The organism is Faecalibacterium sp. Marseille-Q3530, from assembly GCF_017377625.1.
GTDB lineage: Bacteria > Bacillota > Clostridia > Oscillospirales > Ruminococcaceae > Faecalibacterium > Faecalibacterium prausnitzii_E.
Genome location: NZ_JAFREH010000001.1, coordinates 374,652 through 401,154 on the forward strand (window position 1 = coordinate 374,652; position 26,503 = coordinate 401,154).

General features: G+C 62.7%; 21 protein-coding genes. 4 read left to right on the forward strand and 17 right to left on the reverse strand.

Translation table 11 applies throughout. From position 1 onward, the window contains the following. Nucleotides 1-16: 16 nt before the first annotated feature. The 8 genes from ftsH to J3350_RS01665 all read right to left on the reverse strand — a co-directional run bounded on the left by ftsH (nucleotide 17) and on the right by J3350_RS01665 (nucleotide 11,196). Nucleotides 17-2,089: an ATP-dependent zinc metalloprotease FtsH gene (gene ftsH, locus J3350_RS01630; protein WP_207685647.1), complete on the reverse strand. Its 2,073-nt coding sequence runs from the start codon at nucleotides 2,087-2,089 to the stop codon at nucleotides 17-19. Nucleotides 2,090-2,180: 91 nt separating this feature from the next. Further along, nucleotides 2,181-2,729 carry a hypoxanthine phosphoribosyltransferase gene (gene hpt / locus J3350_RS01635; RefSeq protein WP_207685476.1) on the reverse strand — a complete coding sequence of 183 codons (549 nt, stop codon included), beginning with the start codon at nucleotides 2,727-2,729 and terminating at the stop codon, nucleotides 2,181-2,183. After that, a complete protein-coding gene (gene tilS, locus J3350_RS01640) occupies nucleotides 2,726-4,180 on the reverse strand; it encodes a tRNA lysidine(34) synthetase TilS (RefSeq protein ID WP_207685477.1) in 1,455 nt (484 codons plus the stop codon). Before tilS ends, hpt begins: the two co-directional genes overlap by 4 nt. Beyond that, entirely contained in the window at nucleotides 4,180-5,580 is a 1,401-nt protein-coding gene (gene dnaB / locus J3350_RS01645) for a replicative DNA helicase (RefSeq protein ID WP_207685478.1), read from the reverse strand. Before dnaB ends, tilS begins: the two co-directional genes overlap by 1 nt. A gap of 71 nt (nucleotides 5,581-5,651) precedes the next feature. Then, nucleotides 5,652-6,107: a 50S ribosomal protein L9 gene (gene rplI, locus J3350_RS01650; protein WP_097792596.1), complete on the reverse strand. Its 456-nt coding sequence runs from the start codon at nucleotides 6,105-6,107 to the stop codon at nucleotides 5,652-5,654. Between the two features lie 139 nt (nucleotides 6,108-6,246). Next, nucleotides 6,247-7,350, reverse strand: a complete 1,104-nt coding sequence (glf, locus tag J3350_RS01655) for a UDP-galactopyranose mutase (RefSeq protein ID WP_207685479.1) — start codon at nucleotides 7,348-7,350, stop codon at nucleotides 6,247-6,249. Nucleotides 7,351-7,368: 18 nt separating this feature from the next. Beyond that, nucleotides 7,369-9,351 carry a DHH family phosphoesterase gene (locus J3350_RS01660; RefSeq protein ID WP_207685648.1) on the reverse strand — a complete coding sequence of 661 codons (1,983 nt, stop codon included), beginning with the start codon at nucleotides 9,349-9,351 and terminating at the stop codon, nucleotides 7,369-7,371. 45 nt (nucleotides 9,352-9,396) lie between these two features. Next, nucleotides 9,397-11,196: a ribonuclease J gene (locus J3350_RS01665; RefSeq protein ID WP_097792599.1), complete on the reverse strand. Its 1,800-nt coding sequence runs from the start codon at nucleotides 11,194-11,196 to the stop codon at nucleotides 9,397-9,399. Nucleotides 11,197-11,596: 400 nt separating this feature from the next. Here J3350_RS01665 and rnhA point away from each other — a divergent pair, with 400 nt between their 5' ends. Together rnhA and J3350_RS01675 are read left to right on the forward strand one after the other, a co-directional pair. Next, entirely contained in the window at nucleotides 11,597-12,061 is a 465-nt protein-coding gene (rnhA, locus tag J3350_RS01670; protein ID WP_097792600.1) for a ribonuclease HI, read from the forward strand. Beyond that, the gene (locus tag J3350_RS01675) at nucleotides 12,058-12,582 is read left to right on the forward strand and encodes a hypothetical protein (protein WP_207685480.1); all 525 of its coding nucleotides are present in this window, start codon (nucleotides 12,058-12,060) and stop codon (nucleotides 12,580-12,582) included. Before rnhA ends, J3350_RS01675 begins: the two co-directional genes overlap by 4 nt. A gap of 63 nt (nucleotides 12,583-12,645) precedes the next feature. On the opposite strand, the gene mgsA is transcribed toward J3350_RS01675, so the two are convergent. The 9 genes from mgsA to zapA all read right to left on the reverse strand — a co-directional run bounded on the left by mgsA (nucleotide 12,646) and on the right by zapA (nucleotide 21,572). Continuing rightward, the gene (gene mgsA, locus J3350_RS01680; protein WP_097792602.1) at nucleotides 12,646-13,053 is read right to left on the reverse strand and encodes a methylglyoxal synthase; all 408 of its coding nucleotides are present in this window, start codon (nucleotides 13,051-13,053) and stop codon (nucleotides 12,646-12,648) included. A gap of 155 nt (nucleotides 13,054-13,208) precedes the next feature. Beyond that, nucleotides 13,209-15,428: a penicillin-binding protein 2 gene (locus tag J3350_RS01685; protein ID WP_207685481.1), complete on the reverse strand. Its 2,220-nt coding sequence runs from the start codon at nucleotides 15,426-15,428 to the stop codon at nucleotides 13,209-13,211. A 25-nt stretch (nucleotides 15,429-15,453) separates the two neighbouring features. Further along, nucleotides 15,454-15,987 carry a rod shape-determining protein MreD gene (mreD, locus tag J3350_RS01690; protein ID WP_097792604.1) on the reverse strand — a complete coding sequence of 178 codons (534 nt, stop codon included), beginning with the start codon at nucleotides 15,985-15,987 and terminating at the stop codon, nucleotides 15,454-15,456. A gap of 12 nt (nucleotides 15,988-15,999) precedes the next feature. After that, complete coding sequence (gene mreC, locus J3350_RS01695) at nucleotides 16,000-16,830, reverse strand: rod shape-determining protein MreC (protein ID WP_242700082.1); 831 nt, start codon at nucleotides 16,828-16,830, stop codon at nucleotides 16,000-16,002. Between the two features lie 57 nt (nucleotides 16,831-16,887). Then, nucleotides 16,888-17,910 (reverse strand): rod shape-determining protein, encoded by a 1,023-nt coding sequence (locus tag J3350_RS01700; protein ID WP_097792605.1) that lies wholly within the window; start codon nucleotides 17,908-17,910, stop codon nucleotides 16,888-16,890. Nucleotides 17,911-18,079: 169 nt separating this feature from the next. Continuing rightward, nucleotides 18,080-18,634 carry a nucleoside triphosphate pyrophosphatase gene (locus J3350_RS01705; protein WP_207685483.1) on the reverse strand — a complete coding sequence of 185 codons (555 nt, stop codon included), beginning with the start codon at nucleotides 18,632-18,634 and terminating at the stop codon, nucleotides 18,080-18,082. A gap of 1 nt (nucleotide 18,635) precedes the next feature. After that, on the reverse strand, nucleotides 18,636-19,082 hold the full coding sequence (gene dut, locus J3350_RS01710; RefSeq protein WP_207685484.1) for a dUTP diphosphatase: 447 nt from the start codon (nucleotides 19,080-19,082) through the stop codon (nucleotides 18,636-18,638). A gap of 8 nt (nucleotides 19,083-19,090) precedes the next feature. Next, entirely contained in the window at nucleotides 19,091-21,160 is a 2,070-nt protein-coding gene (locus J3350_RS01715) for a U32 family peptidase (protein ID WP_207685485.1), read from the reverse strand. Further along, the gene (gene zapA / locus J3350_RS01720; RefSeq protein WP_097792609.1) at nucleotides 21,147-21,572 is read right to left on the reverse strand and encodes a cell division protein ZapA; all 426 of its coding nucleotides are present in this window, start codon (nucleotides 21,570-21,572) and stop codon (nucleotides 21,147-21,149) included. Before zapA ends, J3350_RS01715 begins: the two co-directional genes overlap by 14 nt. Nucleotides 21,573-22,021: 449 nt before the next feature. On the opposite strand from zapA, the gene J3350_RS01725 reads away from it, so the two are divergent. Beyond that, complete coding sequence (locus J3350_RS01725; RefSeq protein ID WP_207685486.1) at nucleotides 22,022-24,418, forward strand: glycogen/starch/alpha-glucan phosphorylase; 2,397 nt, start codon at nucleotides 22,022-22,024, stop codon at nucleotides 24,416-24,418. A 179-nt stretch (nucleotides 24,419-24,597) separates the two neighbouring features. After that, the gene (locus J3350_RS01730) at nucleotides 24,598-26,454 is read left to right on the forward strand and encodes a glycoside hydrolase family 13 protein (RefSeq protein ID WP_097792611.1); all 1,857 of its coding nucleotides are present in this window, start codon (nucleotides 24,598-24,600) and stop codon (nucleotides 26,452-26,454) included. The last annotated feature ends 49 nt before the right edge of the window (nucleotides 26,455-26,503 follow it).

A 26,503-nucleotide genomic window follows, 5' to 3' on the forward strand; every position in this document is an offset into this window, starting at 1 on the left:
TCGCTCCCTTCGTGGTTTATTCTTCGCTCGTCGGAGCATCCTGCTCCGGGATGAACGCTTCGCCGAGCTGGGCATTCTCGGCCTGCTCGGCAGGTTCTGCCGGTTCGGCCGGCTCAGCAGGCTCCACCGGGGCCGTCTCCACGGGGGCCGATGCCTCCGCTTTGGGTTCGTCCCCGTCACGCGGGGACAGCTTGCCGCCCGCCATCACGGTATTGAACTCCTGCTCGTTGAGCTTTTCACGCTCCATCAGGGCCTGTGCCAGTGCATGCAGCTGGTCGATGTGCTCGGTCAGGGTGCGGCGGCAGGTCTCGTAGGCCTCGTCGATGATATCCCGCATCTCGCTGTCGATCTCGGCGGCGGTCGTCTCGCTGTAGCCCTTGCCCTGGCCGAAGTCGCGGCCCAGGAAGGTCTCCTCCTGCGAGGTGCCGTAGACCACCGGGCCAAGCCGCTCGGAGAAGCCGTACTTGGTGATCATCTGGCGGGCGATGTTGGTGGCCTGCTGCAGGTCGTTGGAGGCACCGGTAGAGATGTCCTCCAAAATCAGCTGTTCGGCCACGCGGCCGCCCAGGCTGGACACGATGTCCTCGAACATCTCGCCCTTGGTCACGTAGCTGCGGTCCTTTTCGGGCAGATACATGGTGTAGCCGCCTGCCTGACCGCGCGGGATGATGGTGATCTCATGCACACGGGGGTGGTGCTTGCAGTAGAAGCCCGCCACCGCGTGGCCTGCCTCGTGGTAGGCCGTGAGCTTTTTCTCTTCGGGGGTCACGACGCGGCTCTTCTTTTCAGGGCCTGCCATGACCTTCATGGATGCCTCCTCGATGTCCTCCATCGTGATGGCCTTGCGGCTGCGGCGGGCTGCCAGCAGCGCGGCCTCGTTGACGAGGTTTTCGAGGTCTGCACCGGCAAAACCGGCGGTGCGCTGGGCAATGACCTTCAGCGACACATCCGGGGCCAGAGGCTTGTTCTTGGTGTGGACCTTCAGGATCTCTTCACGGCCCTTGACATCCGGCAGGCCGACATAGACCTGACGGTCGAAGCGGCCGGGGCGGAGCAGCGCCTTATCGAGGATGTCGGCACGGTTGGTGGCCGCCATGACGATGACGCCGTCGTTGGCCTCAAAACCGTCCATCTCGACCAGCAGCTGGTTCAGGGTCTGCTCGCGTTCATCGTGGCCGCCGCCCAGGCCGGCGCCGCGCTGGCGGCCGACCGCGTCGATCTCGTCGATGAAGATGATGCAGGGCATGGTCTTCTTGGCCTTATCGAACAGGTCACGCACACGGGAAGCGCCGACGCCGACGTACATCTCCACGAAATCCGAGCCGGAGATGGAGTAGAACGGCACACCGGCCTCACCGGCGCAGGCGCGGGCCAGTAGGGTCTTACCGGTACCCGGAGGGCCCACGAGCAGGACGCCGTGGGGGATGCGGGCACCGAGGGAGTTGAACTTGTCCGGGCTCTTGAGGAACTCGACGACTTCCTTCAGCTCTTCCTTCTCCTCGTCCTCACCGGCCACATCGGCGAAGGTCGCGGTCTTCTTGTTCTCATGCTCATCCTTGACCTTGGCTTTGCCGACGTTCATGATGCCGCCGCCACCGGCACCGCCCCGCATCATGGAGAAGAGCAGGAAGCCGGTGCAGCCCAGCATCCCCAGATAGAACAGGATCTCCATCCAGGGGATGGTCTCCTTGAGGGTGGTGTAGTCGTAGGTCATCGGTGCGTCGGGGTTCGCCGCATCGTAGGAAGCGATATATTTGTCCACATTCTCAATGAAAACGTAGGCATAGGGCAGCTTGTAACGGACGGTCACGGTGCCGTCGTCGTTCTTCACCGCGCCGACGGAAGCCGCCGAGGAGGTGGAGAACATCCCGCTGAGCAGGCCGCCGGTAGCCTGCGTGGTGCCGGCTGCGGACGCGGTGTCCGGCAGGGCCAGGTCGCCCTCCTTCAGCGTCAGGGTGATGATGCTGGTGTTCCGGTCCAGTGTGAAGTCCGTGACCTGATTGTGCTCAAAGTAATGCACCACGGTGGAGTAGCTCATGGTCGAGCCGCTCGTGCTGCTGCCGCCGGTGCCCAGCACCGACCAGATCATCAGCACAGCCGCCAGCGCCAGCGCCAGGATCAGGGGGTTAAAGCGAGGTCGTTTCGGTTGCAAAAGGGATCAACTCCAGTTCTATTCTTACTTATTTTTCGTAGACAGCGGGCTTGAGCACGCCGACATAGGGCAGATTGCGGTATTTCTCATCGTAGTCCAGGCCATAGCCCACCACGAACTCGTCCGGCACCTGATAGCCCTCGTAGTCGGGCTGGATGTCGGCCTTGCGGCGGCTGGGCTTGTCGAGGATGGTGCAGATCTTCACGGAGTTCGGGTTGCGCATCTTGAGCATCGGCACCAGGTTGGACAGGGTGACGCCGGTGTCGAGGATATCCTCCACGATCAGCACATCCTTGCCGGAGAGGTCGCCGTCCAGATCCTTGATGATCTTGACCAGACCGCTGGAGGTGGTGTTGCTGCCGCCGTAGCTGGACACCACCATGAAGTCGATGCTGCACGGGATGCTCACCGCCCGCATCAGGTCAGCCATGAAGACCACCGAGCCCTTCAGGATGGAGACGAGGACGAGGTTTTTGCCCTCGTAGTCTTTGCTGATCCGGGCGCCCAGTTCCGCGACCTTGGCCTTCAGCTGTTCTTCGCTGACCAGGACTTTCTCGATATCGTCGTGCATACTCATTGTTGTTCCTCCATTTTTTGCGCTTCCATCTGCAAGACGTTTTCACTGTCCGCCGTGGGAGCCAGCCCGTCGGCAAAGCCTGCACCGCAGACCCACACGACCTCGCTCCCCGCCGCAAGCAGCGGCAGACGGTCTCGTTCTTCGGGCGGGATGCCCGCTTCGTTCATCCATTTGCGCAGCTCTTTGCGGATGCCGCGTCCCGCCGGGCGGAACGTATCCCCCGGCTGGCGGCAGCGCAGCGTGAGCGCAGAATATAACATTATTATTCTAGCATAATCTGCCTGATTTTTTAAGTCTTTTTTATGAACACCCTGTGTTTTTTCTTGAAAACCGCCCGGAATCTGCCGGGCTGCGAGCATCCAGCCCCCCGGAAGGGCAATTTCCAGCGGTCCTGCCGGGTCAAACGGCAGCGGGAGCACCGCAGCCGCCGGGTCGTCCGGGGCTGCCGCGGTAGGCATTTCTTCCATCCAGAGCACTCCGCCGCCCGCACAGAAGCGGACGCTTCCGGTCAGCTGGACGGCCCCGCTCCCCTGCTCCACCAGCGCGCAGAGCAGGCGGATGTATTTTTCCTCCGCGTCCCGCACTGGGGCCACCAAACTGTGCAGGGCGGCTTCCAGGATCAGCAGGTCGGCCTCCTGCAGCCCTTCCAGCCCCCAGACGGGCCGGCCGCTCTGCAGCGCATACCGCGCCCCCGCCGGGAGGGCGGGCGGCAGCAGGACCTCCGCGTCTTCCAGCAGCTCTTCCGCCCGCTGTGCAAAGTAGGCATCCGCGCGGGCGGCCTTTTCGCAGAAGCGGGCGAAATTTTCCTCCGCCGCCTCGTTCACCGAGCGCAGAGCCGGGAGCGCCGCGTGGCGCAGCCGGTTGCGGGCGTAGGCGTCGGAGGCATTCGTCTCGTCCGTCACCCAGCGTTGGCCGCATGCCGTGCAGACCTGCTCGGTCTCCGCGCGGGTCAGGCAGAGCAGCGGGCGGCAGAAGCCGGGGCGGCTGGGCCGGATGCCCGCTGCGCCGTGGAGACCGGCCCCCCGCGCCAGCCGGAACAGCAGCGTCTCGGTCTGGTCAGTAGCAGTATGGGCGGTGGCGACCGCATCTATCCCACCGGCCCGCAGAGCATCGAAGCAGGCATAGCGAAGCTTCCGCGCCCAGTCCTCCCCCGGATGCGCCGGGACGGCAGCACCCACGTCAGCCGGATGGAATACGCGCAGCGGCACGTTCAGCCGGGCGCATTCGGCGCGGACAAAGGATTCGTCCCGGTCGGCGGGCTCTCCCCGCAGGCCGTGATTCACATGGCAGGCCGTCAGCTCGTAGCCGAACACCGGCTGGACCAGTAGCAGCAGCCGGAGCAGCGCCATGCTGTCGGCCCCGCCCGAAACGGCGGCGCACAGCCGCTGCCCCGGCGCGAACAGCTCGTTTTCCTGCGCGAAGGCGCGCACTTTTTTCACGATCTCGTTCATCAGCGTTTGAAATCCACATCCATAAAGCGGGTATGCGCTCCATCCCAGCCCAGCGGCACCGTGCTGGTCTCGCCGTGGCGGTTCTTGGCCACGATGCACTCGGCGGTATCGGCGTCCACCTCGCCGCCGTCGGGATTCTGGCTGGCGTAATAGGAATCGCGGTAGAGGAACAGGACGCAGTCGGCGTCCTGCTCGATGGAACCGGAGTCACGCAGGTCAGACAGCTGCGGCCGGTGGCTGGAGTTGTTGCCCTGCTTTTCCACCGCACGGGACAGCTGCGACAGCGCGATGATGGGCACGTTCATCTCTTTGGCCATGATCTTGAGATTTCGGGTGATGGAGCTGATCTCCTGCACACGGTTCTCGGTGCGCTGGCCGGTGGTCATCAGCTGCAGATAGTCGATGACGATGAGCCCGACGTTCGGGCGGGTGGGGTCCTGATTGACCCGGCGGATCTTCGCCTTCATCTCGGTGATGGTGATACCGGACGTGTCGTCCATATAGATGGGCGCATCGTGGAGCTTCTCGGTCGCCATGGCCAGATACTCCCAGTCCTCGGCGCGGAGGGCACCGGTGCGGAACGCCTGGCTGTCGATGCCCGCTTCCGCCGAGAGGATGCGGTTGGTCAGCTGTTCCTTGGTCATTTCGAGGCTGAAGATGGCCACCGGTACCTTCTGCTGCATGGCCACGCGGGTGGCGATGTTCAGCGCAAAGCTGGTCTTGCCCATGCCGGGGCGGGCAGCCAGGATGACGAGGTCACCGCGGCCCAGGCCGGTCAGGACGGTATCCAGCAGGCGGAACCCGGTGGGGATGCCCTTGTATTTGTCGGCATCGGGGCCGCTGATCTTCTGCAGGTTGGTCAGCGTTTCCACCATGCTGGAAGAAAGGGGCGTCAGTGCGCTGGAATCCCGCCCGGAGCGGATCTCGTAGATGCGCTGCTCGGCGTTTTCCAGCAGCAGGTCGGCGTCCGGTTCATCGCCCGCATCCTGCAAGATATCCTTCGCCACCCCCATCAGCTGGCGGACCAGATATTTTTCCTGCACGATCTGGGCATAGGCCTTGACGTTTGAGATGCTGGGCACCGTCTCGGCCAGACCGGTCAGGTAGACTTTCGCCTCGTCCGCGCTGGGGAAGACGCCGTCCGAGATGACTGCGTCCAGCAGGGTGACGAAGTCGATGGTCTGGTCGCTCGTGAAGAGCCGCAGCATCTCGGAATAGATCTGTGCATTCTGGCGGGTGTAGAACATCTCCGGCCGGATGATCTCGACCAGGTCGGTCAGGGTATCCGGCTTGAGCAGCACCGCGCCCAGCACACTCTGTTCGGCCTGCATGTTGTAGGGCAGGTTGATGCCCACGCTCTCCAGATTCAGTTCATTGGAATAGTGTCGTTCGTTCGGCATGGTATCGTTTTCCTCTCAGAAACCCAAAAAGCGCCCCCTGCACTGAGGGGGCGCTGACAGGCATTTTGGAATCAGGCCTGCTCCACTTCCACCATGATCTTGAAGGAAGCCACGACACCGACATGCAGACGCACCTTGGCGTTGAACACGCCTGCGTCCTTGATGTCCTTGGTCTCCAGCTCGATCTTCTTCTTGTCGATGGGAGCACCGGCCAGCTGGGCCAGAGCCTCGGCAACTTCCTTGCCGGTGACCTTGCCGTGCAGGCGGCCGGATGCGCCGCCCTTGGCCTTGATGGTCACAGTCTTGCCGTTGATCTTCGCCGCCAGAGCCTGGGCAGCAGCCACCGTCTCGGCCTCGTGGAAATCCGCAGCAGCCTCCTTGCCGCGTGCGATATTCACCGCGCTGGCGTCGGCCACAGCGGCCAGTTTGCGCGGGAACAGAAAGTTGCGGGCGTAGCCGTCGGAGACCTCGTGGATCTCGTCCTTCTTGCCAATGCCCTTGACGTCCTGCTTCAGAATCACTTTCATGATAGTATCCCTCACTTCTCACCGGAAAAACCGGTGCCGTTCTTGTAAGTTCTAGTATACAGCAATTGACCGCTTCCGTCAACTTGATATCAGGCCGCATCGCCGGGTGCTTTTCCCTCGTGCAACCGGGAAACCGCTGTTATGCCAGTTCGTTTTCCGCCACCGACAGTGCCACCTCGATGACCTTGTCCATATCGTAGTACTTGTACTCGCCCAGACGGCCGCCGAAGATGACCCCCGGCTCGGCATCGGCCAGCTTCTTGTATGCGGCGTAGAGCGCACCGTTCTTCTCGTCGTTGACGGGGTAGTACGGCTCATCGCCTTTCTTCCACTCGGCGCTGTACTCGCGGCTGATGACCGTTTTGGGCTGAGTGCCGAACTCAAAGTGCTTGTGCTCAATGATGCGGGTGTAAGGGGTCTCGGCGTCGGTGTAGTTCACGACGGCGTTGCCCTGATAGTTGTCGGTGTCCAGCACCTCGGTCTCGAACCGGACGCTGCGATACTGCAATGCGCCCAGCTGGTAGCCGAAGTAGGCATCGACGGGGCCGGTGTAGACGACTTTCTCCGCCAGCTTGTCCAGAGACGCCTTCTCGGCCAGATAGTCCACGTTCAGGCGGACTTCCACACCGTCCAGCATCTTCTCCACCAGAGCGGTATAGCCGCCGTTGGGGATGCCCTGATACAGCGCGTTGAAATAGTTGTTGTCGTAGGTAAAACGGACGGGCAGGCGCTTGATGATGAACGCGGGCAGCTCGGTGCAGGGGCGGCCCCACTGCTTGCCAGTGTAGCCCTTGACCAGTTTTTCGTAGATATCGGTGCCCACCAGACTGATGGCCTGCTCTTCCAGATTCTTCGGCTCGGTGATGCCCGCTTCGGCCTTCTGCTGCTCGATCTTGGCCCTGGCCTCGGCCGGCGTGACCACGCCCCACATCTTGTTGAAGGTGTTCATGTTGAAGGGCATGTTGTAGATCTCGCCGTGGTAGTTGGCCACCGGGCTGTTGGTGTAGCGGTTGAACTCCGCGAACTGGTTCACATACTGCCACACGGACTTGTTGTTGGTGTGGAAGATGTGGGCGCCGTAGCGGTGCACGTTGATGCCCTCCACCGGCTCGGTGTAGATGTTGCCCGCGATGTGGCCGCGCTTGTCGATGACGAGGCAGCGCTTGCCGGCCTTCTTCGCCTCATGGGCAAACACTGCGCCGTACAGACCGGCACCCACGATGAGATAATCATACTGCTTCATGGGAAGATTCCCCTTTCCTCATTTTTTCGTATCCGGGGCGCTCTTTTTCTGCGACTCCCGGTACTGGTCGATGGCGGTCTGGATGCGCGCCCGCGCCGCCTCCGGGGTGATGTGCTTGAGCTGGGCCGCCGCCATGGTCTGGTGGCCGCCGCCGCCCAGCGACTCCATGATGACCTGCACATTCACGGCCCCCAGACTGCGGGCCGAAACGTTCACGCCCGTGCCCACCTGAACAGCCACGAAGCTGGCATCGACGCCCTGAATGGTCAGCAGGTCGTTCGCAGCCTGCGCCACGGCCACGCGGGCCTCCGGGGCAAGCTCGCCGCCCACCGAGATGGCACAGCCTTTGTACATCTGGGCGGCTTCCACCAGCGCAGCCTTGGCGTTGTATTCCACCATCGTCACATCGAACAGCTGGCGGACCCGCTCGGTCTCCGCGCCATAGCGGCGGAGGGCCGCAGCGGCCTCAAAGGTGCGCACACCGGTGTGCAGGGTGAAGTCGCGGGTGTCCAGCATAATGCCGGAGAGCAGGCCCTCGGCCTCGACCCGGTTGGGCTTGTCGTCGCGGGTGCCGACATACTGCAGCAGCTCCGTGACCAGCTCACTGGCCGAGGACGAATACGGCTCGTGGCAGACCAGAGCCGGGTTCTCGATGAAGCCGACGCCCTTGCGGTGGTGGTCGATGACGGCCACCTTGCCGCACTTTTCCAGGATCTCCTTGCTCTCCACGAGGCCGGTCTGGTATGTATCCACCACGATGCAGAGCGTTTTTTTCGAGACGATGGGCAGCGCCCCCTTGGGGTCGATGAAGTCATCCTCCTGCCCGGCCCGGACCAGAGCGTCGATGAGGGAGCCTGCCAGCGTGGCGTCCCGGCGGACGGCGATGACGGCGGGCACATCGCAGATCTTGCAGATGCGCAGCACACCCTCTGCCGCGCCGATGGCGTCGAGGTCGCTCATCCGGTGGCCCATGATGACCACATGGTCGGCCTCCTTGATGAGCTTGACCAGCTGGTCGGCCACAATGCGGCTGCGGACCTTGCTCCGCTTTTCCACGCCGTGGCTGACGCCGCCGTAGAAGGTGAAGCCGTCCGGCGTCATCTCGGCGGCCTGGTCGCCGCCGCGGCCCTGCGCCATATCCAGCGCCTGCACCGCCATATCCTGCGCCTCCCGCAGGGTCTTGGCCCCGCGGCCGATGCCGATGGAGATGGACAGGTTCACGCTGGGGTCGAGGGCGCGGATCTTATCCAGCACATCATAACCGCGCTTTGCGTACTGCTCCAGATGGCGCTCTTCCACCACGGCGATATACCGGCCGCTGGCCACCCGGCGCAGAAAGCCGGTGCCCCGCCCGATCAGATCCTCCAGCACACGGTTGATGCCCTCCAGCAGGCGGGCGCGCTCGCTGTCCAGCATATCGCTGAAGACATCGTCGTAGCCGTCCACCAGAAAGACCATGTAGCCGGGGCGGCTGGCCTTGTACTCGGCCTCCACCCGGCGCAGCGCGGTCTCTTCGTTGAAGATCAGGAGCGTGACGCTCTCGCTCTGGCCCGGCACCGTGGAGCTGTGGATGCTCCACACGCCGTCGGCCAGGTTGAGCTGCTGGCCGTCCGCCGTGCGGCAGAGCTGCAGGTCCAGGCCGGGCAGCAGCTTCTGCGCCCGGCTGGCCAGACGGTCTTCGCCGCCCAGCAGCCGCTGGCGGAATGCCGTGTTGTACCACAGCACCGTCTCGCCGGAGAGCACCGCCGCCGGCTGAGACAGGGATTCCAGACTGTACTGGGTCTTGGAGTTTTCAAAGCTCCCGCCCGTTACCCAGCGCGCAAGCCAGCTGCGCAGCCGGTAACGGAAAAGCCCCATCCCGATGCCCCACAGCACCACCAGCACCGCCAGCACCGGCCAGCCCGCCGGGCGCTGGACGAGCAGCACCAGAAACAGCAGGCCGCACAGAACGGCCAGCGCGCCGGTCAGTATCTCAAGCGTCCATCTCGGTTTTCGTTTCATCAAATCTTCTGCCTCCTGATCTGCCGCCGCGTCGGGCGGCCTCTATCAGACCTCCATCAGGATGGGGAGGATCATCGGGCTGCGCTTGGTGCGGCGGTAGATATAGCTGCTCAGCGCCTCGCGCACACGGGTCTTAACGCTGTTCCAGTCGCGGACGTGTTCGTCCACGCAGCGATCCAGCGCGTTTTCTACGATGCTCTGGGCACCGTCCATCAGGCTCTCGTTCTCGCGCACGTAGACGAAACCGCGGCTCACGAGATCGGGGCCGGCCAGCACCTTGCCGGTCTTGCTGTCCACGGTGGCCACGATGATGACGAGGCCGTCCTCCGACAGGTGCTTGCGGTCCCGCAGGACCACATTCCCCACGTCGCCCACGCCGAGGCCGTCCACCATGACGGCACCGGCGGTGACCGGTTCGCCCAGCTTGATCTCATCCCTGGTCAGGATGACGTTGGAGCCGTTTTCTGCGATGAGGATGTTGCTGGTGGGGATGCCGAGGCTTGCGGCGGTGAGGGCATGCTTTTTCAGCTGCTTGTACTCGCCGTGCACCGGCAGGAAATACTTGGGCCGGGTCAGGGTGAGCATCAGCTTCTGCTCCTCCTGGCAGGCGTGGCCGGAGACGTGGACATCATACATGCTCTCGTAGATGACCTCTGCGCCCAGCAGCAGCAGACCGTTGACGATCTTGGTCACGCTCTTCTCGTTGCCGGGGATGGGGTTGGCGGAGATGATGATGAAGTCGCCGGGGCCGACGCGGACCTGACGGTGGCTGCACGAAGCCATGCGGGAAAGGGCGCTCAGCGGCTCTCCCTGGCTGCCGGTGGTGATGAGGACCACCTGTTCCGGCGGATACTGGTTCAGTTCTTCCACGCTGATGAGGGTGCCCTCCGGGATGTGCATATACCCCAGCTCCTGCGCCATGGCCGTGTTGTTGACCATGCTGCGGCCGCTGAATGCCACCTTGCGGCCATCTTCCACGGCCAGGTCGATGATCTGCTGGACGCGGTAGATGTTGGATGCAAAGGTCGCAATGATGATGCGCTTGTTCCGGGCACGGGCAAACAGGTTGCGCACACCGGCGGCGACCTTCTGTTCGGTGGCCGTAAAGCCCGGACGCTCGGCATTGGTGGAGTCGCTCAGCAGGGCCAGAACGCCCTTCTGGCCGTACTCGGACAGGGTGGTCAGGTCGGTGACGCCGCAGGCCAGCGGGGTGTAGTCGATCTTGAAGTCACCGGTCTGGATGATGGTGCCTGCCGGGCTGTCGATGGCAAAGGCCACCGCATCCGGGATGGAGTGGTTCACATGGATGGGCTCCACTGTAAAGCAGCCCAGCTTGAGCTTCTGCTTGGGGGTGATCTCCACGAACTTGGTCTTGCCTGCCAGGCCGAACTCTTCCAGCTTATTCCGGATGAGGCCGCAGGTCAGGCGGGTGCCGTAGATGGGCAGATCGAACTTTTGCAGCAGATAGGGGATGCTGCCGATGTGGTCTTCGTGGCCGTGGGTGATGAGCAGGCCCTTGATCTTCTCCTTATTCTGCACCACGAAGGTGAAGTCCGGGATGACCAGATCCACGCCGTACATGTCGCTGTCCGGGAAGACGAGGCCGCAGTCCACGATGATCATATCGCCGCAGCACTCATAGACCGTCATATTCTTGCCCACTTCGCCCAGGCCGCCCAGCGGGTAGATGTGGATGGGCACAGCGGCCTCCTTGGGCTGCTGCGGGCGGCGGGGCCGCCGCTGATAATAGGGGCGGCGGGTGCGGGGCCGCTTTTCGCCGGTGGATTCCGTGTTTCTGTTCTGAGCCTGTGCCATGGTCTGGCTCTGTTCCTTTGCCTGTGCCATTCGTACCTCCAAAAATCAATCACAAAACGCAGGCTCGCCCGTTCTGCGGGCGGCCTGTCCTCACAAAGAAGCGGGCAAGCTCTGCCGCTTCCACCAAACCATCGTATAGAATTTATCGTTTCAGCGCCGTTTCACGAGCGCAGAGTCGGGTCTGCGCAGCACATTGCAACCTGTCAGTCCATCTGTTCGATGCGACCGCGGCGCAGCCGTGCAGCCCCCTGAGCGCACCCCTCCGGTGCACCCCTATACGCATTTTGTTACAAACAGTATAGTATTTCTCACCCTTTTTGTCAATTCCAAGGTTGGGCTGTGCGGCAGCAAATTATGCGTCCCCCTCTTGACAGAAACGGAAAAATGGCTCTAAATAGAAGCATCTACAACAATACACCGGGAGAACCACATGAAACAAGTTGAAGTTTACACCGACGGCGCATGCAGCGGCAACCCCGGCCCCGGCGGCTGGGGTGCGGTGCTGCGCTACCGTTTCAACGGCAAAGTCTACGAGAAGGAGCTCAGCGGCGGCGACGCGTCCACCACCAACAACCGGATGGAGCTGACGGCCTTCATCGAGGCGCTGCGCCAGTTGAAAGAGCCCTGCGAGGTGCGCCTGTGCTCCGACAGCCAGTACGTCATCAACGGGCTGGAAAAAGGCTGGGCCAAAGGCTGGAAGCGCCGGGGCTGGAAAAAATCCGACGGCTCCCCTGCCCTGAACCCGGACCTGTGGGAACAGGCGCTGGAGCAGGAGGCCCGCCACAAGATCACCTATGTCTGGGTCAAGGGCCACGCAGGCCACCCGGAGAATGAGCGCTGCGACCAGCTGGCCGTGGCACAAAGTCAGGCACACGGAGGGAGACAGGGACGATGAGCGATACGTTTTTGCCCGGCAGCGGGTTCGACACCTACGAAGAACAGGATAAGGTCCTGGTGGGCCTGTGCGGCGGCAGAGGCTGCCGGGCCGCCGTCCGCATCCTGCAGCAGCAGGGCTTTGCCGTGGCGGGCGCAGTGGTCCGCCTGACCGACGCCGACGACACCGTGCAGGCCGCAAAGGACGCGGCCAAGGCCCTCGGCATCGAGTGCGTCACCCTGAACGCTTCTGAGCTGGCAAGCCAGCTGGCCGAAGAAGCGCTGCCCGGCGACCTGCGCTTCCCTGCCCTGCTGGCCGCTGCCGACCGGCTGGGCATCCAGTACATCGCCACCGGCCACCATGCGCGGGTGGAGACGGATGCAGACGGCGTGAGCCACCTGCTGCCCGCCGCCGATGCAGCCAGCGACGAGAGCGCCGCTCTGGCCGCTCTGCCGCAGGAGACGCTGGCCCGGCTCATCCTGCCGCTGGGCGATTTCTCGCCCGATGAGCTTTCCGACCTGGCCGAAGAGCTCCAGTTCTGATCCTGCCCGGAAACGCACAAGAGGCCCTGGACCGTTCGGTCCAGAGCCTCTTTCTTTTTGATTTCAGCTGTTCTGGGGGTGGACGATGTCGCGCCAGTCGAGGTCGCCGCGCTCCAGACCATGGATGAGCACCTCTGCGGTGGCGATGTTGGTGGCCAGCGGGATGTTGTGCACATCACACAGGCGCAGCAGCGTCATCTCATTGGGCTCACTGGGCTTTGCATTGATGGGGTCGCGGAAGAACAGGAGCAGATCGACCTCGTTGCAGGCGATGCGGGACGCAATCTGCTGGTCGCCGCCCTGGATGCCCGCCAGGAATCGCTGGACCTGCAGGCCCGTTGCCTCGGCGATCATCTTGCCGGTCGTACCGGTGGCCACCAATTTATGCTGGCTCAAGATCCGGCAGTATGCCGTACAGAACTGAACCATCAGCTCCTTTTTGGAGTCATGCGCGATCAGTGCAATCGTCATCGGTCAACCTCTCCTTTACGTTTCCCATGTGCTGGGCCATTTCCTTGCACATATCATAGTATCATAATTTCTCTCTTTTTACAACAGGTTTTTGGACAAAAGCGCCGATTTTTTCGGGAGTTTCTCCAATTTCCACCGAAATCCGCGCATCATCGTCACGCACCTGCCGTGGCTGCGGCATCCGCCGGAGCCGCAGCTGTGTCGTTCTGCCCGGCATCCTCTGTCTCCCCGGCGGCAGGGTCGGCTGTGCCGTCCGCAGGGGCCTCGGCCGCATCGGCTGCCGTTTCGGGCTGCGCCAGCGACTCTGCTGCCGCCTCGTCCACGGTCAGGGTGCCGTCCTTCATCGCATAGTAGGCGTTGAAGATGTCCGCCACCAGTGTGCCGGTACGGGCACCGGCACCGCCGTATTCCACCACGATGCCGATGGCGATCTCCGGGTCTTCTGCCGGGCCGTAGGCGATCATGGCGGCGTTGGTGTAGTGCTTATAGGTGCTGCCTGCATAGTAACCCTCGCTGCGCTGGGGGCTGCCGGTCTTGCAGGCGATGGTGTGAGGATAGTTGGCCAATGCCGGGATGGTCTGGGCCACCCCCAGCATCCCTTCCTTGACCAGGTCGAAGGTCTCGCCCTTGTCCTCGACGACATCCATGACCTCCGGCTGGGTCTCTTCCAGCGTCTTGCCGGTGTTGGAGTCGAGGATGGCCTTGACGAAGTGGGTGCGGTAGCGGGTGCCGCGGTTGGCCAGCGTGGCGGCATAGGTCGCCAGCTGGATGGGCGTGACCGCCGTGTTGCCCTGGCCGATGGCGGCCTGTACGTCCAGCGACTCGGTGTAGTTGGAGTCGTTCTTGGTGGTCAGGCGGCCCAGCGCCTCGCTGACCTCCACGCCGGTGCGCTGGCCCAAGCCCAGCTTGTAGGCATAGGCGTCGTAGACATCGCTGGTCAGGCGCCGGCCCACATCGTAGAAGAAGATGTTGCAGCTCCACTTGATGGCAGTCACGACGTCGATGTTGCCGCTGTGGCCATGGCGGGTGCATTTGGGGTGATAGTCCTTATAATAGGTATAGACGCCGTTGCACAGCACCGTGGAATACCGGTTGATCAGCCCCGTATCCAGCGCCGCCACCGCCACGCTGGGCTTGTAGGTGGAGCCGGGGGTATACAGGCCCTGCAATGCGCGGTTGAACAGGGGCATGTTCTCGTCCTCGCTGTATGCGCTGTAATTGGCGGCGTAAAGGTTCTGGTCAAAGCTGGGGTAATTGGACGCTGCCAGCACACCGCCGGTCTTGACGTCGATGACGACGACCGCACCGGCGCTGGCCTGCTTGCTGTCCCCATAGCTGTTCCGGATCCACTCCACGTTCTTTGCCAGCGCCTGATCGACGGCCTTCTGGAACTCGCTGTCGATGGTCAGCTGGACGGTGTGGCCCGGTTCCGGCACGGTGGTCAGGGCCGTGTTCACGATGACGCCGTCCGAGTTGCGGGTGATGGTCTCCACGCCGTCCTTGCCGCGCAGCTCGTCCTCATAGGCAGATTCCAGGCCGGAAATGCCGATGACGTCGTTCATGTTGTAGCCTTTTTCCTTGAGCGGATAGGTCACCTGACCGTTCTCGTCGGTCACCTTCCACTTTTCGGCCGTGATCTTGCCCACCCGGCCCAGCACATGGGGCAGAACCGTGCCCTGCTCGTAGCTGCGGGCGCTCGTCTCCACGATCTCCACGCCCGGCAGGGTGAGGCTGTTCTCCTTGATGGTGGCCACAGTGGCCTCGCTGACGTTTTCCGCCAGAATGAAGTTGTTGACGTTGGAAAACGCCTGCAGCTGCATCTCGTAATGGATGCCGCCCAGGATGCGCTGCCAGTAGAAAGAGAAATCGGCAAGGTCATAGTCCTCCACCAGCTTTTCCATCACATCGTCGGCGGTGGCATACTGCTGCAGGCCGAGGTTCTCCTTCATGGCGGCAAGGGAGCGCTGCTCGGCGGCGTTGTCGCTCTCCGCCGTGTACGCATAGTGCCCGGCGGCATCGGCCTGCCCGATGAGCAGGCTGTCGTTCCAGCTCTCGCCGTTCTCGCCCAGCAGGCCGACCAGCTTCTGGAGCAGGGCGTCCAGATCTTCGTCGCCCATCAGCAGCTTGTTCAGCACCACGTTGTAGCCCGTCACGCTGGAAGCGATGCGCTCGCCCTTGCTGTCCACGATGTTGCCGCGGGCGGCCGTGACGGTAAATTTATAATCGGTCGTGTTGGTGGCCTGCGCCTTGAAGCTGTCGCCGTTGACCAGCTGCAGAAAGATCAGCCGGAAGCCGTACAGCCCGATGATCACACCTGCGGCGGCGATGAGAAGCATCATCCGCCGCGCGGCCGTTTTGCGTTCGTCTTGGTTCATCCGTTCTCCTTTTGGCGCAGCCGGTTCAGACTACGTCGTTGTCGATCTTGAATTCCGCATGGATGCGGCGCACTGCCCCGAACAGCACCAGACAGACCGGGATGGTCAGCGCCGCCGTGGGCAGCACGAACCACAGATACCGCTCCACTGCCCCGCTGTAACCGGGCATGTAGTAGAAGAACAGCCAGTCCAGCGAGAGCACCAGCAGCACCGCCGCCGTTTCCAGCAGGACAACATTCGCCGCCGAGGTCTTGAAGTAGAGCTGCATGACCGCCGAGAGCAGAAAGCAGAGCAGCAGCAGCTCAAAGGCCAGCAGCCCGGCGGTGCGGCCTGCGGTGTAGTCCCACATCAGGCCACAGACGGCACCGAAGATGCCCCCCGCGAACTCGCCCTCCTCCACCGCGACGGCCAGCGCCAGCGGCAACAGCCAGAGGGGCTTTGCCTCCCCCAGCCGGAACAGCCCCGGCAGGGTCTGCAAGACCGTGCACAGCAGCATCAGCAGCGCATAGCAGACCCATTTGGTGATCTGGCTGCGCTTGCGCTTGCGGCGTGATTCCATGGCAGGGCCTCCTCAGAAATTGGTAATGATGAATGCGTGGCGCACCGTGCGCGGGTCTGCGCCCGGCTCGATGACCGCGATGGACGATTTGCCGCTGACCTCCGGCACCACTTCCCGGACCACGCCCACCAGCACATCCGCCGGGAAAACGCCGCCCAGCCCCGTGGTGATGACCTGGTCGCTCTTCTGCGTCAGGGTATTGCGGTTCAGGTTGGTCAGCACACACAGGCCGTCGGCCGCATAGTCCGAGCTGCCGGTGATGATGCCGTTGTCCCGCGTGCGGGAAACGACGCCCGCCGCGTTGAAGTTGGGGTGCAGGATGGTCATGACCTTGCAGCTGGTGGTTTCCACTTCCACCACCACGCCCAGCAGATAACCCTCGTCGCTGACGACGGTGTCGTTCAGCTCCACGCCGTCCACCGAGCCCTGATCCAGCGTGAAGCCGTAAAAGGCATCCAGCGGGTCGCGGCCGATGACGAAGGCTGAGACGCAGCTCATCTCCGGGCGGGTGTTCTGGATGTTGGCCAGCGCCTTGTAGGCTTCGTTCTCCGCCTTGAGCCGGTCGTAGTCCACCATCTGTTTGCGCAGCTCGGCGTTCTCGGCGGTGAGCTGCTCGTTCTCGTCCAGAATGGCCCCGATGTTGGTATAGTTCTCCCACAGGGAGGCCACGCGGTCGCCCACCATGGCAGCCGCCTTCTGGAACGGGGCCACAGCCACGCTCAGCAGCTCCTGCGGGGCGGCGGTCAGGCGGTCGTTGGCACCGGCATAGGCCATGATGCCCACCAGGAACACCGCGATGCCGATGAGGATCTTAAATTTCCAGGTTTCGAAAAAATCTTTCAAGGGAACTTCCTCCGGTTGCAAAAAAGCGCGGACAGCCAGAGCCGTCCGCACTCTCTGTTACATATGGGGCCCGTCGGTATCCAGAACGTCATGCAGGACGTCCACATGATCCAGCACGGCACCTGCGCCCTTGGCCACGCAGTCCAGCGGGTCCTCAGCCACATGCACGTCGATGCCGGTCTCGCTCTGGATCAGCTGGTCCAGACCGCGCAGCAGTGCGCCGCCACCCGTCAGGGTGATGCCGTGGTCGATGATGTCGGCGCTCAGTTCCGGCGGGGTGCGCTCCAGCGTCTCCTTGATGGCGCTGGTGATCTTCACCAGGCACTCCAGCAGAGCCTCGCGCACGTCCTCGGAGTGGACGACGATGTTCTTGGGCAGGCCGTCCACCAGATTGCGGCCCTTGATCTCCATGGTCATTTCGGGGTCCAGGGGGTAAGCAGAGCCGATCTCGATCTTGATCTGCTCGGCGGTGCGCTCACCGATGAGCAGGTTGTACTTGCGCTTGATGAACGCGATGATGGCCTGGTCGAACATGTCGCCTGCCATCCGGACGCTGCGGGACGCCACGATGCCGCCCAGCGAGATGACGGCGATCTCAGCCGTGCCGCCGCCGATGTCCACGATCATGCTGCCCGTGGGCTCGCTGATGGGCAGGCCTGCACCGATGGCCGCAGCCATGGGCTCCTCGATGACGGAGACCTGGCGGGCACCAGCCTTCAGGGTCGCCTCACGCACCGCGCGGCGCTCGACTTCCGTCACGCCGGACGGGATGCAGATGACCACGCGGGGGCGGGAGAACATGCTGTTGCCGCAGGCCTTCTTCAGGAAGTTCTCCAGCAGATTGGCCGTGATGTCAAAGTCCGCAATAACGCCGTCCTTCAGGGGGCGGACGGCCACGATGCTGCCGGGGGTGCGGCCGATGACGGCCTTTGCCTCGGTGCCCACGCAGCGGACCTCATCGGTCTTGGTGTCCACCGCCACAACGGACGGCTCGCGCATGATGATGCCCTTTCCCTTCATGTAAACCAGGGTGTTGGCTGTACCCAGATCAATGCCAACGTCTTTTGAAAACAAACTCATAATGAAGCTCTCCTTCGTATTTCCGGTCTATCCAAAACGCAGGGCGGCGCAAACCAGTCCGCCGCCGATCGCAGAATAACACGACTATATTATAGCCGCAAGTAGAAGTTTTCTCAAGCGTTTTTACAGGTTTTTCCGGATTTTTTCATAAATCTCCGCGCCAAGCCGCTCAAAATCGCTCCAGCAGCCGGATGGTGCGGCTGACGGGCAGCCCCATGATGGTGTAATAGTCGCCCTCGATGCCATCCAGCCAGAGGGCCGCACGGCCCTGGATGGCATAGGCACCGGCCTTGTCGTAGGGTTCTTCGGTGGCGGCATAGCGCTCGATCTCCGCTTCGGAGATGGGGAAGAACTTCACGCGGCAGGTGTCCACGAAGCTCTCGGTGCGGGTGCCGTCCGAGATGCAGACGCCGGTGTGGACCTCGTGCACCGCACCGGAAAGGGCCCGCAGCATCCGTCTGGCGTCCTCCACGCTGTGGGGCTTGCCGAACACTTCCCCTTTCACATCCACGACGGTGTCGCAGCCGATGACCACCGCGCCGGGGTGCTGGGCCGAGACTGCCTGGCACTTGCCCCGCGCCAGCATTTCCACCAGCTCAGCAGGGGTGTCGGCGGTCACGGTGCTCTCGTCAAAATCGCTGGCGCAGACGGTAAAATCGGTGGTGTACAGGCTCAGCAGCTCTCTGCGCCGGGGGCTGCCGGAGGCCAAAATCAGTTGTTTCATTTTATTTTCCCGTCGAGCCGAAGCCGCCCTCGCCGCGCTGGGTACCGCCCAGCTCCTCCACCTGCGCGAAGGCTGCGGTGTACACCGGCGTGATGCAGAGCTGCGCCACCCGTTCGCCGGGCTGGATGGTGTAGGCCTCGCCGCCCAGATTGACCATGGGCACCTTCAGTTCCCCGCGATAATCGCTGTCCACGACACCGACGCCGTTGGCCATGCACAGGCCGTGCTTGATGGACAGGCCGCTCCTGGCATAGACCAGCGCCACGCAGTGAGCGCCGGGCAGCTCGATGGCAAGGCCGGTAGGCACCAGCACCCGCTGCATGGGGGCCACGGTCAGGGGTTCGTCCAGCACAGCGCACAGGTCGGCTGCGGCCGCGCCCGGCGTCGCGTAGGCGGGCACCTTCGCCCGCGCATCCAATACTTTATAGTTTACCGTGATGGGTTCCATGTTATACCTCAATTCGTTCCTTTGAAATACAGCCCGCGGGTGAACTCGCCCTCGAACGGGGCATGCTGGCGGATGCTGTCCAGAATGGCGGCGGCTTCCTCGCGGGTCTCCAGCGTGAAATAGGCCACGCCGTAGTCCACCGTCAGGGCACCGGGCTTGTCACCCATGTAGATGGGCACCGGATTATAAATAGTACGCACCCCCATGCCGCAGCGCACCGGGAACTTTTTGGCCTTGCGGTCGGTCAGCAGGCCGGTCTTGTCGCAGTGGGCGCAATCGTGGATATTTTGCAGCGGGCAGGCACGGGTGACCATCAGCGGCATGTGGCCGTAGACGATCACGCCCGTGGGCACCGGCTGGCCGTTCTGCGCCGGAGCAATGGACGCGATGTCGCTGTCCTTGACCTCCGGCAGGATGAGGATGGCGTTCAGGCCGTGGTCGGCATAGAACTGAGCCGACAGCTGGTTGGTCACATTCAGGCCGAAACCGCCGGAGAGCGGCAGGCCCCGGCACATCCGCAGGTGGGCGATGTTGCCCGCCTCGTAGCCCGCAAACCCGGCCTCCTGCGTCGCCGCAATGCGGCGGGCGGTGTCCGCTTCCAGCGCGCCGAACATGACGCGGGGCAGTTCGAGGATGGTCTTGCTGCGCCACGCACGGGGGACGCGGTCTGCCTGCGCGATGGGCAGGATGAGCGCTTCGAGGCCGGAGAGTGCCTGTTCCGGCACCTGGTCCCAGCTCTCGAACCGGGCGCGGAGGGTCCGATGGGGCGGCAGTGTGCGCTGCGGCAGCGGCGGCAGCTCCACCTCGTGCATCGGCCAGGGGCGCAGGGTCTCGCGCTTCTGCTGCAGGCCCTCCAGCGCGGTGCGGCGCAGTTCATTGACGGCGCTGCTCGGCACGAACCACGGCCCGCCGTCCATCTCCACGTCGATCTTTTCCACCGCGAACGGTGTGCCGCCCGTCTTGGACAGGCTGCGCTGCAAGCTCTCGGTGGGGTCGGTGCGGGCGGGCTGGGGTTCGGCGTCGCCGTAGGCAAAGGCGCGGTTGCCGTCTGCATCGGTGACGGTCAGCTTCTCGCCGCCCTCCTCGATCTCCAGCTTCATCTTCACCGGCACGCGGGAGCGCTCCCGGCGGTACAGCTCCCGCAGGGCGGGCAGGGTCTTCCGGGTCAGTTCCGCGTCGGCCTCACTGCGGACGCCGAACATCGTGCCGTCGATCTTGCCGTCCAGATAGCCGGACGTGAAACCGGACCGGCTGAACGCATTCTTCAGCAGGTCGCGGTCATAGGCGCGGCCTTCGCGGCCCGCCAGGCAGGCATTGACCGCCGCCGCCACGTATTCCGGTGTGCGCAGACGGCCCTCGATCTTGGCCGAGGCCACGCCGATGGCCTGCAGCCTGTCCAGCTTGTCGATGACGGAATTGTCCTTCAGGGACAGGTGATGCAGGCGGCCCGGCCTGCCCTCCGGCAGGGGGTTCGCCTCAAACGGCAGGCGGCAGGGGCCTGCGCAGGAGCCGCGGTTGCCGCTGCGCCCGCCCAGAAAAGCCGACATGTAGCACTGGCCGCTGACGCACATGCACAGCGCCCCGTGGACGAAGCACTCGGTCTCGATGCCGCAGTTCCGGGTGATGGCTTCCACCTCCGGCAGGCTCAGCTCACGGGCCAGCACCACGCGGGTGAAACCCAGGTCCTTCAGCTCCAGCGCGCCCTGCAAGGTGTGGACGCTCATCTGGGTGGAGCCGTGGCGGGGCAGTTCCGGGGCGATCTCCCCGATGAGCTTTGCCACGGCCAGGTCCTGGCAGATGACGGCATCCGCGCCGCTGGCGGCCACTGCCCGCACGGCATCCGCCAGCTGGGCCAGTTCGGTTCCGTAAACGGTGGTGTTCAGCGCCACATGCACCTTGACCCCGCGCACATGGCAGAAGCGGACGGCCTCCTTCAGGCTGTCCGCATCAAAGTTTCCCGCGCTGGTGCGGGCGTTGAAGCCCGAAAACCCCAGATACACGGCGTCCGCACCGCTGAACACAGCGGCATGGAGCATCTCTTCACTGCCCACCGGGGCAAGGATCTCAATCTTCGACATTCTGTTCCCTCTGTTTTTCCTGTTCCTGCTCGGTCTGCGCGGCCTTTTCGCGGTCCTGTTTTGCCTTCAGGCGGGCCAGCTGCTCCCGCAGGGCTGCATTTTCGCGCCGGAGCGTCTCATTCTCAGCTTTTGCCTTATCCTCCGCGAGCTTCGCATGGGCTGCATCCGCGATATAGCTCTGGATCTGGCTGCGCATGTTCTCGGCGCTGCCGGTGCTTTTTTTGTACTCGTCCAGATAGTCCATGGCGCAGAACACCGCCGCCTTGGTCACCGAAAGATTTTCGTTTCCGTCCAGCAGCTTTGCGATATCCTCGTCCAGCTTTTTGGCCAGAGAGGTGATATACTTTTCCGAATCCGTCGTTGCGATCGCATAGGGCGCGCCCGCAATGTTCACTCGCACTTTATTAACCATCGTATCCTCACTTTGCACGCCGCGCGGCTTCTGCACGGCGGGAGCGGTTCCGAGTTTCCCGGTTTTTCGGACTCATTTTCGGGATTTTCGGGCACAAACCCGCCTGCGCCCGAAAACCGGGGCGCGGCTTTTTCGTTCTGAGCGGAATTTCTCTCCGAATTGCCGGGGTGCCGCCGTTCTCCTGCAGCAGCTCCCGGCCCGCTGTACCCTTATTATAATATAAATGGAGCGCAAGAAAAAGTGCTAAATCTGAATTTTTAGCAGATTTGTCAGAAAGACGGGTCCAAAAATAGCAGTAACGGCAAAAATTGGCTCTTTTCCTTGCATTCATGCGCAGAACTGATTATAATATCATTGTTGTGTGGCAGGGCTGAGGGAAAGAGGAGAGTTTCCCTGCTGCGTTCAAATTCAGAAAAAGCACCCGTGAGTGTGCGGATAGGAGTTCCTTTATGACTACGAAAGAATTTGCAAAAATTCTTCAGGACAAGCTGACCAGCGAGTACGGCGTGGATCTGAGCGTTGCTTCCAACCAGCAGATCTATCGTTCCCTCGCTCTGATCTGCCGCCAGATGATGAGTGAGAACCACCAAAAGTTCCAGTCCAAGGCGATCGGCACCGGCGCCAAGCAGGTTTATTACCTGTGCATGGAGTTTCTGATGGGCCGCAGCCTGAAGATGAGCCTGTTCAATCTGGGCCTGAACGATGTGGCGCAGCAGGCTCTGGCCGCTGCTGACATCAACATCGACGGCATCTTCGAGGAAGAGCCCGATGCCGGTCTGGGCAACGGTGGTCTGGGCCGTCTGGCAGCCTGCTATCTGGACGGCATGGCCACCACCGGCATCTGCGGCACCGGCTACTCCATCCTGTACGAGTACGGCATCTTCAAGCAGAAGATCGTGGACGGCTGGCAGCAGGAGCGCGCCGACAACTGGCTGCCCGGCGGTCAGGTCTGGCTGAAGAGCCACCCGGACCAGGCCATCGAGGTCCGCTTTGACGGCGAGATCCACGAGAACTGGGATCACGGCTTCCATTATATCCAGCACACCAACTACAACAGCGTCATGGCGGTTCCTTCCGATATGTACGTGCAGGGCTACGACGGAAAGGGCGTTGCCAAGCTGCGCCTGTGGCAGGCAAAGGCCCCGGACTTTGATATGTCCAGCTTCTCTCTGGGCAACTACAACACGGCCATGAGCAAGAACGCCAACGCCGAGCTGATCTCCAAGGTCCTCTACCCCAACGACAACCACGTCGAGGGCAAGATCCTGCGCCTGCGCCAGCAGTACTTCCTGTCTGCCGCTTCCATCGGCGACATCGTCCAGAGTCACCTGGCTACCTACGGCACCCTGGAGAACCTGGGTGACAAGGTGGCCATCCAGCTGAACGATACCCACCCGACCCTGGCCATCCCCGAAATGATGCGCATCCTGCTGGACGAGTGCGGCTTTGGCTGGGACAAGAGCTTCGACATCTGCCAGAAGGTCTTCGCCTACACCAACCACACCGTCATGGCCGAGGCTCTGGAAAAGTGGAACGTGGACATCTTCAAGATGACCCTGCCCCGCATCTACCAGATCGTGGTCGAGATGAACCGCCGCGCCCGCGAAGAGCTGGAGAAGGCTTTCCCCGGCGACGAGGGCAAGATCAACTACATGGCCCTGATCGGCGACAACCAGGTCCGCATGGCCAACATCTGCGCCTATACCTCGCACAGCATCAACGGCGTGTCCAAGCTGCACAGCGAGATCATCAAGGACAGCGTCTTCCACGATTACTACCTGTTCAAGCCGAAGGCGTTCAAGAACGTGACCAACGGCATCGCTTACCGCCGCTGGCTGCTGGCCTCCAACCCGGAGCTGTGCAAGCTGCTGGATGAGACCATCGGCGACGGCTACAAGCACGACGCTGCCGACCTGAGCAAGCTGAACAAGTATGCCGATGACAAGACCGTGCTGAAGAAGCTGAACGAGATCAAGCTGGACAACAAGAAGAACTTTGCCGCCTATCTGGAGAAGAGCACCGGCCAGTCCATCGACCCGAACTCCATCTTCGACTGCCAGGTCAAGCGGATGCACGAGTACAAGCGCCAGCACCTGAATGCGCTGAACATCGCTGCTCAGTATCTGTATCTGAAGGAGAACCCCAACGCCGACTTCATCCCCAAGACCTACATCTTCGGCGCAAAGGCTGCTCCCGGCTACTACATGGCCAAGCAGATGATCCGCATGATCTGCAAGCTGGGCGACCTCATCAACAACGACCCCGCCGTCCGCGAAAAGCTGCGCGTGGTCTATCTGGAAGAGTACTGCGTCTCCCTGAGCGAGCACCTGATGCCCGCTGCCGAGGTCTCTGAGCAGATCTCTCTGGCAGGCACCGAGGCTTCCGGTACCGGCAACATGAAGTTCATGCTGAACGGTGCCATCACGCTGGGCACTCTGGACGGTGCCAACGTCGAGATCGCCGATGCCGCCGGCAAGGAGAACGAGCTGATCTTCGGTATGCTGACGCCTGAGGTCAACAACCTCAAGCAGGTCGGCTATCACCCCAACGCCTTCATCATGGGCGACGATGTGGCCAACGCAGCCCTGAACTTCCTGGAGCGCGGCTGGAACGGTGAGAACTTCCACGAGGTCACCGAGAACCTGCGCAGCAGCGACCCGTACATGGTCATGGCCGACTTCAAGGATTACCGCCGTGCACAGGCCGACCTGCAGCGTCTGTATGCCGACCGTGAGGCCTGGGCCCGCATGAGCCTGAAGAACATCGCCAACAGCGGCATCTTCAGCGCCGACCGTTCCGTCCTGGATTACGCCCGCGACATCTGGAACGCACCTGTCGTGAAATAAACCTCTCAGTCAGCACTTCGTGCTGCCAGCTCCCCCGAAGTGGGAGCCATTGGCAGACGGGTAAAGCGCAGTTTCGCAGAAAACGTTCTGCGGCGCGGCTTTGCTTTAACCTCATGATACCAAAAGCTCCGGACTGTACAACGGCTCCGGAGCTTTTTTCGAGAAAGGAACGACCCGACTTGTCTTGCCTGTTCAACAGCTACGATCCCTATTTCAAGCAGCCCTTCGGTGCCGTGCGGGCCGGGCAGAGCGTCCGGCTCTCCCTCTGCATCCCCGAAGAACTCGGCTATGTGGACCCGCACCTCGTCCTTCAGAAAGAAGGCCGGTTCGACGTGCCGGTGTACTACCGGATGAACTTCAACGGCCAGACCCCCAAGCAGAACCACTTCTCGGTCGAAGTCACCCTCAACGACCCCGGCCTCTACTTCTACTATTTTGACCTCTATACCGACTTTCGCCGCATCGTGCGCGGGCCGGACAACTGCGGCATGGTCAGCTGGCAGGACGGTGAGAAATGGCAGATCACGGTCTACGATGCCGCCTTCGAGACGCCGGAGTCCATCAAGGGCAAAGTGTTCTACCAGATCTTCCCGGACCGCTTCTGCGAAGGGGTAGAGAACAAGCCCATGCCCTTCCCGGACCGCATCTATCAGGCCGACAAACACGCCGAGCCCTTCTGGCAGCCCAATGAGGTGGGCGGCCACCTGAACGAGGACTACTTCGGCGGCGACCTGAAGGGCATCCAGCTCAAGCTGCCCTACCTGCACGAGATGGGCGTGGATTTCCTCTACCTGAATCCCATCTTTGAGGCCCACTCCAACCACCGCTACAACACCGCCGACTACCTCAACGTAGACCCCCTGCTGGGCACCAACGAAGAGTTCGAGGCGCTGTGCGCCGAGGCGAAGAAGTACGGCATCGGCATCGTGCTGGACGGTGTGTTCAGCCACACCGGTTCCGACAGCCGCTATTTCAACCGCGAGGGCCGCTACGGCGAAGGCGGCGCTTACCGCGATCCCAGCTCCCCGTACCGCAGCTGGTACGATTTCGACCCGAAGTACAAGGGCGGCTACCGCAGCTGGTGGGGCTTCGAGACCCTGCCCGAAGTCAACGAGGAGACCCCCTCTTACGTCGAGTTCATCACCGGCGTGGGCGGCGTCATCGATACCTGGCTGCGGCGCGGTGCCGCCGGTTTCCGGCTGGATGTGGCCGACGAGCTGCCGGACGAGTTCATCGAACAGATCCGCACCGCCGTCAAGCGGGTCAGCCCCGAAAAGTTCCTGCTGGGCGAAGTCTGGGAGGACGCCACCACCAAATACGGCTTCAACCAGCGCCGCACCTACCTGCTGGGCAAGGGGCTGGACAGCGTGATGAACTATCCGTTCAAGAATGCCGTGCTGGATTTCGTCAAGGGCAAGCCCGCCGAGCAGGCTGCCAACGAGATCCTGACCATCTGCGAGCACTACCCTGCCCCCGCCATGGACACAGCGCTGAACTTCCTCTCCACCCACGACACCGAGCGCGCCCTGACCGTCATCGCCGACGAGCCCGCCAACGGCCGGGGCCGGGAATGGCAGAGCGGCCGCTGTGTGACCGGCGACGCCTACGAGGAGGGGCTACTCCGGCTCCGGATGGCCTACGCCATCATCTACACCCTGCCGGGTGTGCCCTGCCTGTACTACGGCGACGAGATCGCCATGCAGGGCTACCGCGACCCGTTCAACCGGGCCTTCTTCCGCTGGGACGCCCACGAGCAGCGTCTGCGCCCCGTTCTGGCACAGCTGGCCCAGCTGCGCCACACCTGCGAGGCGTTCCGCACCGGCAAGCTCAACGTCCTGCGGGCCGAGGGCGGCATCCTGCACTACCAGCGCATCGGCGAGGCGGAGACGGCGGAGATCATCGTCAACCGCACCGAACACATCATCGTGGAGACGCTGGCCAGCGGCAAGAGCACCGAAGTGAACCCCATGGGCTTCACCATCGTGGTGGAAGAGGTCGGCCACAACCCGAACCACAGCTACTACGATTATATCTGACCCTCAACGAACAAGGCCCGTGGGATCGCAAGACCGCGGGCCTTGTTTT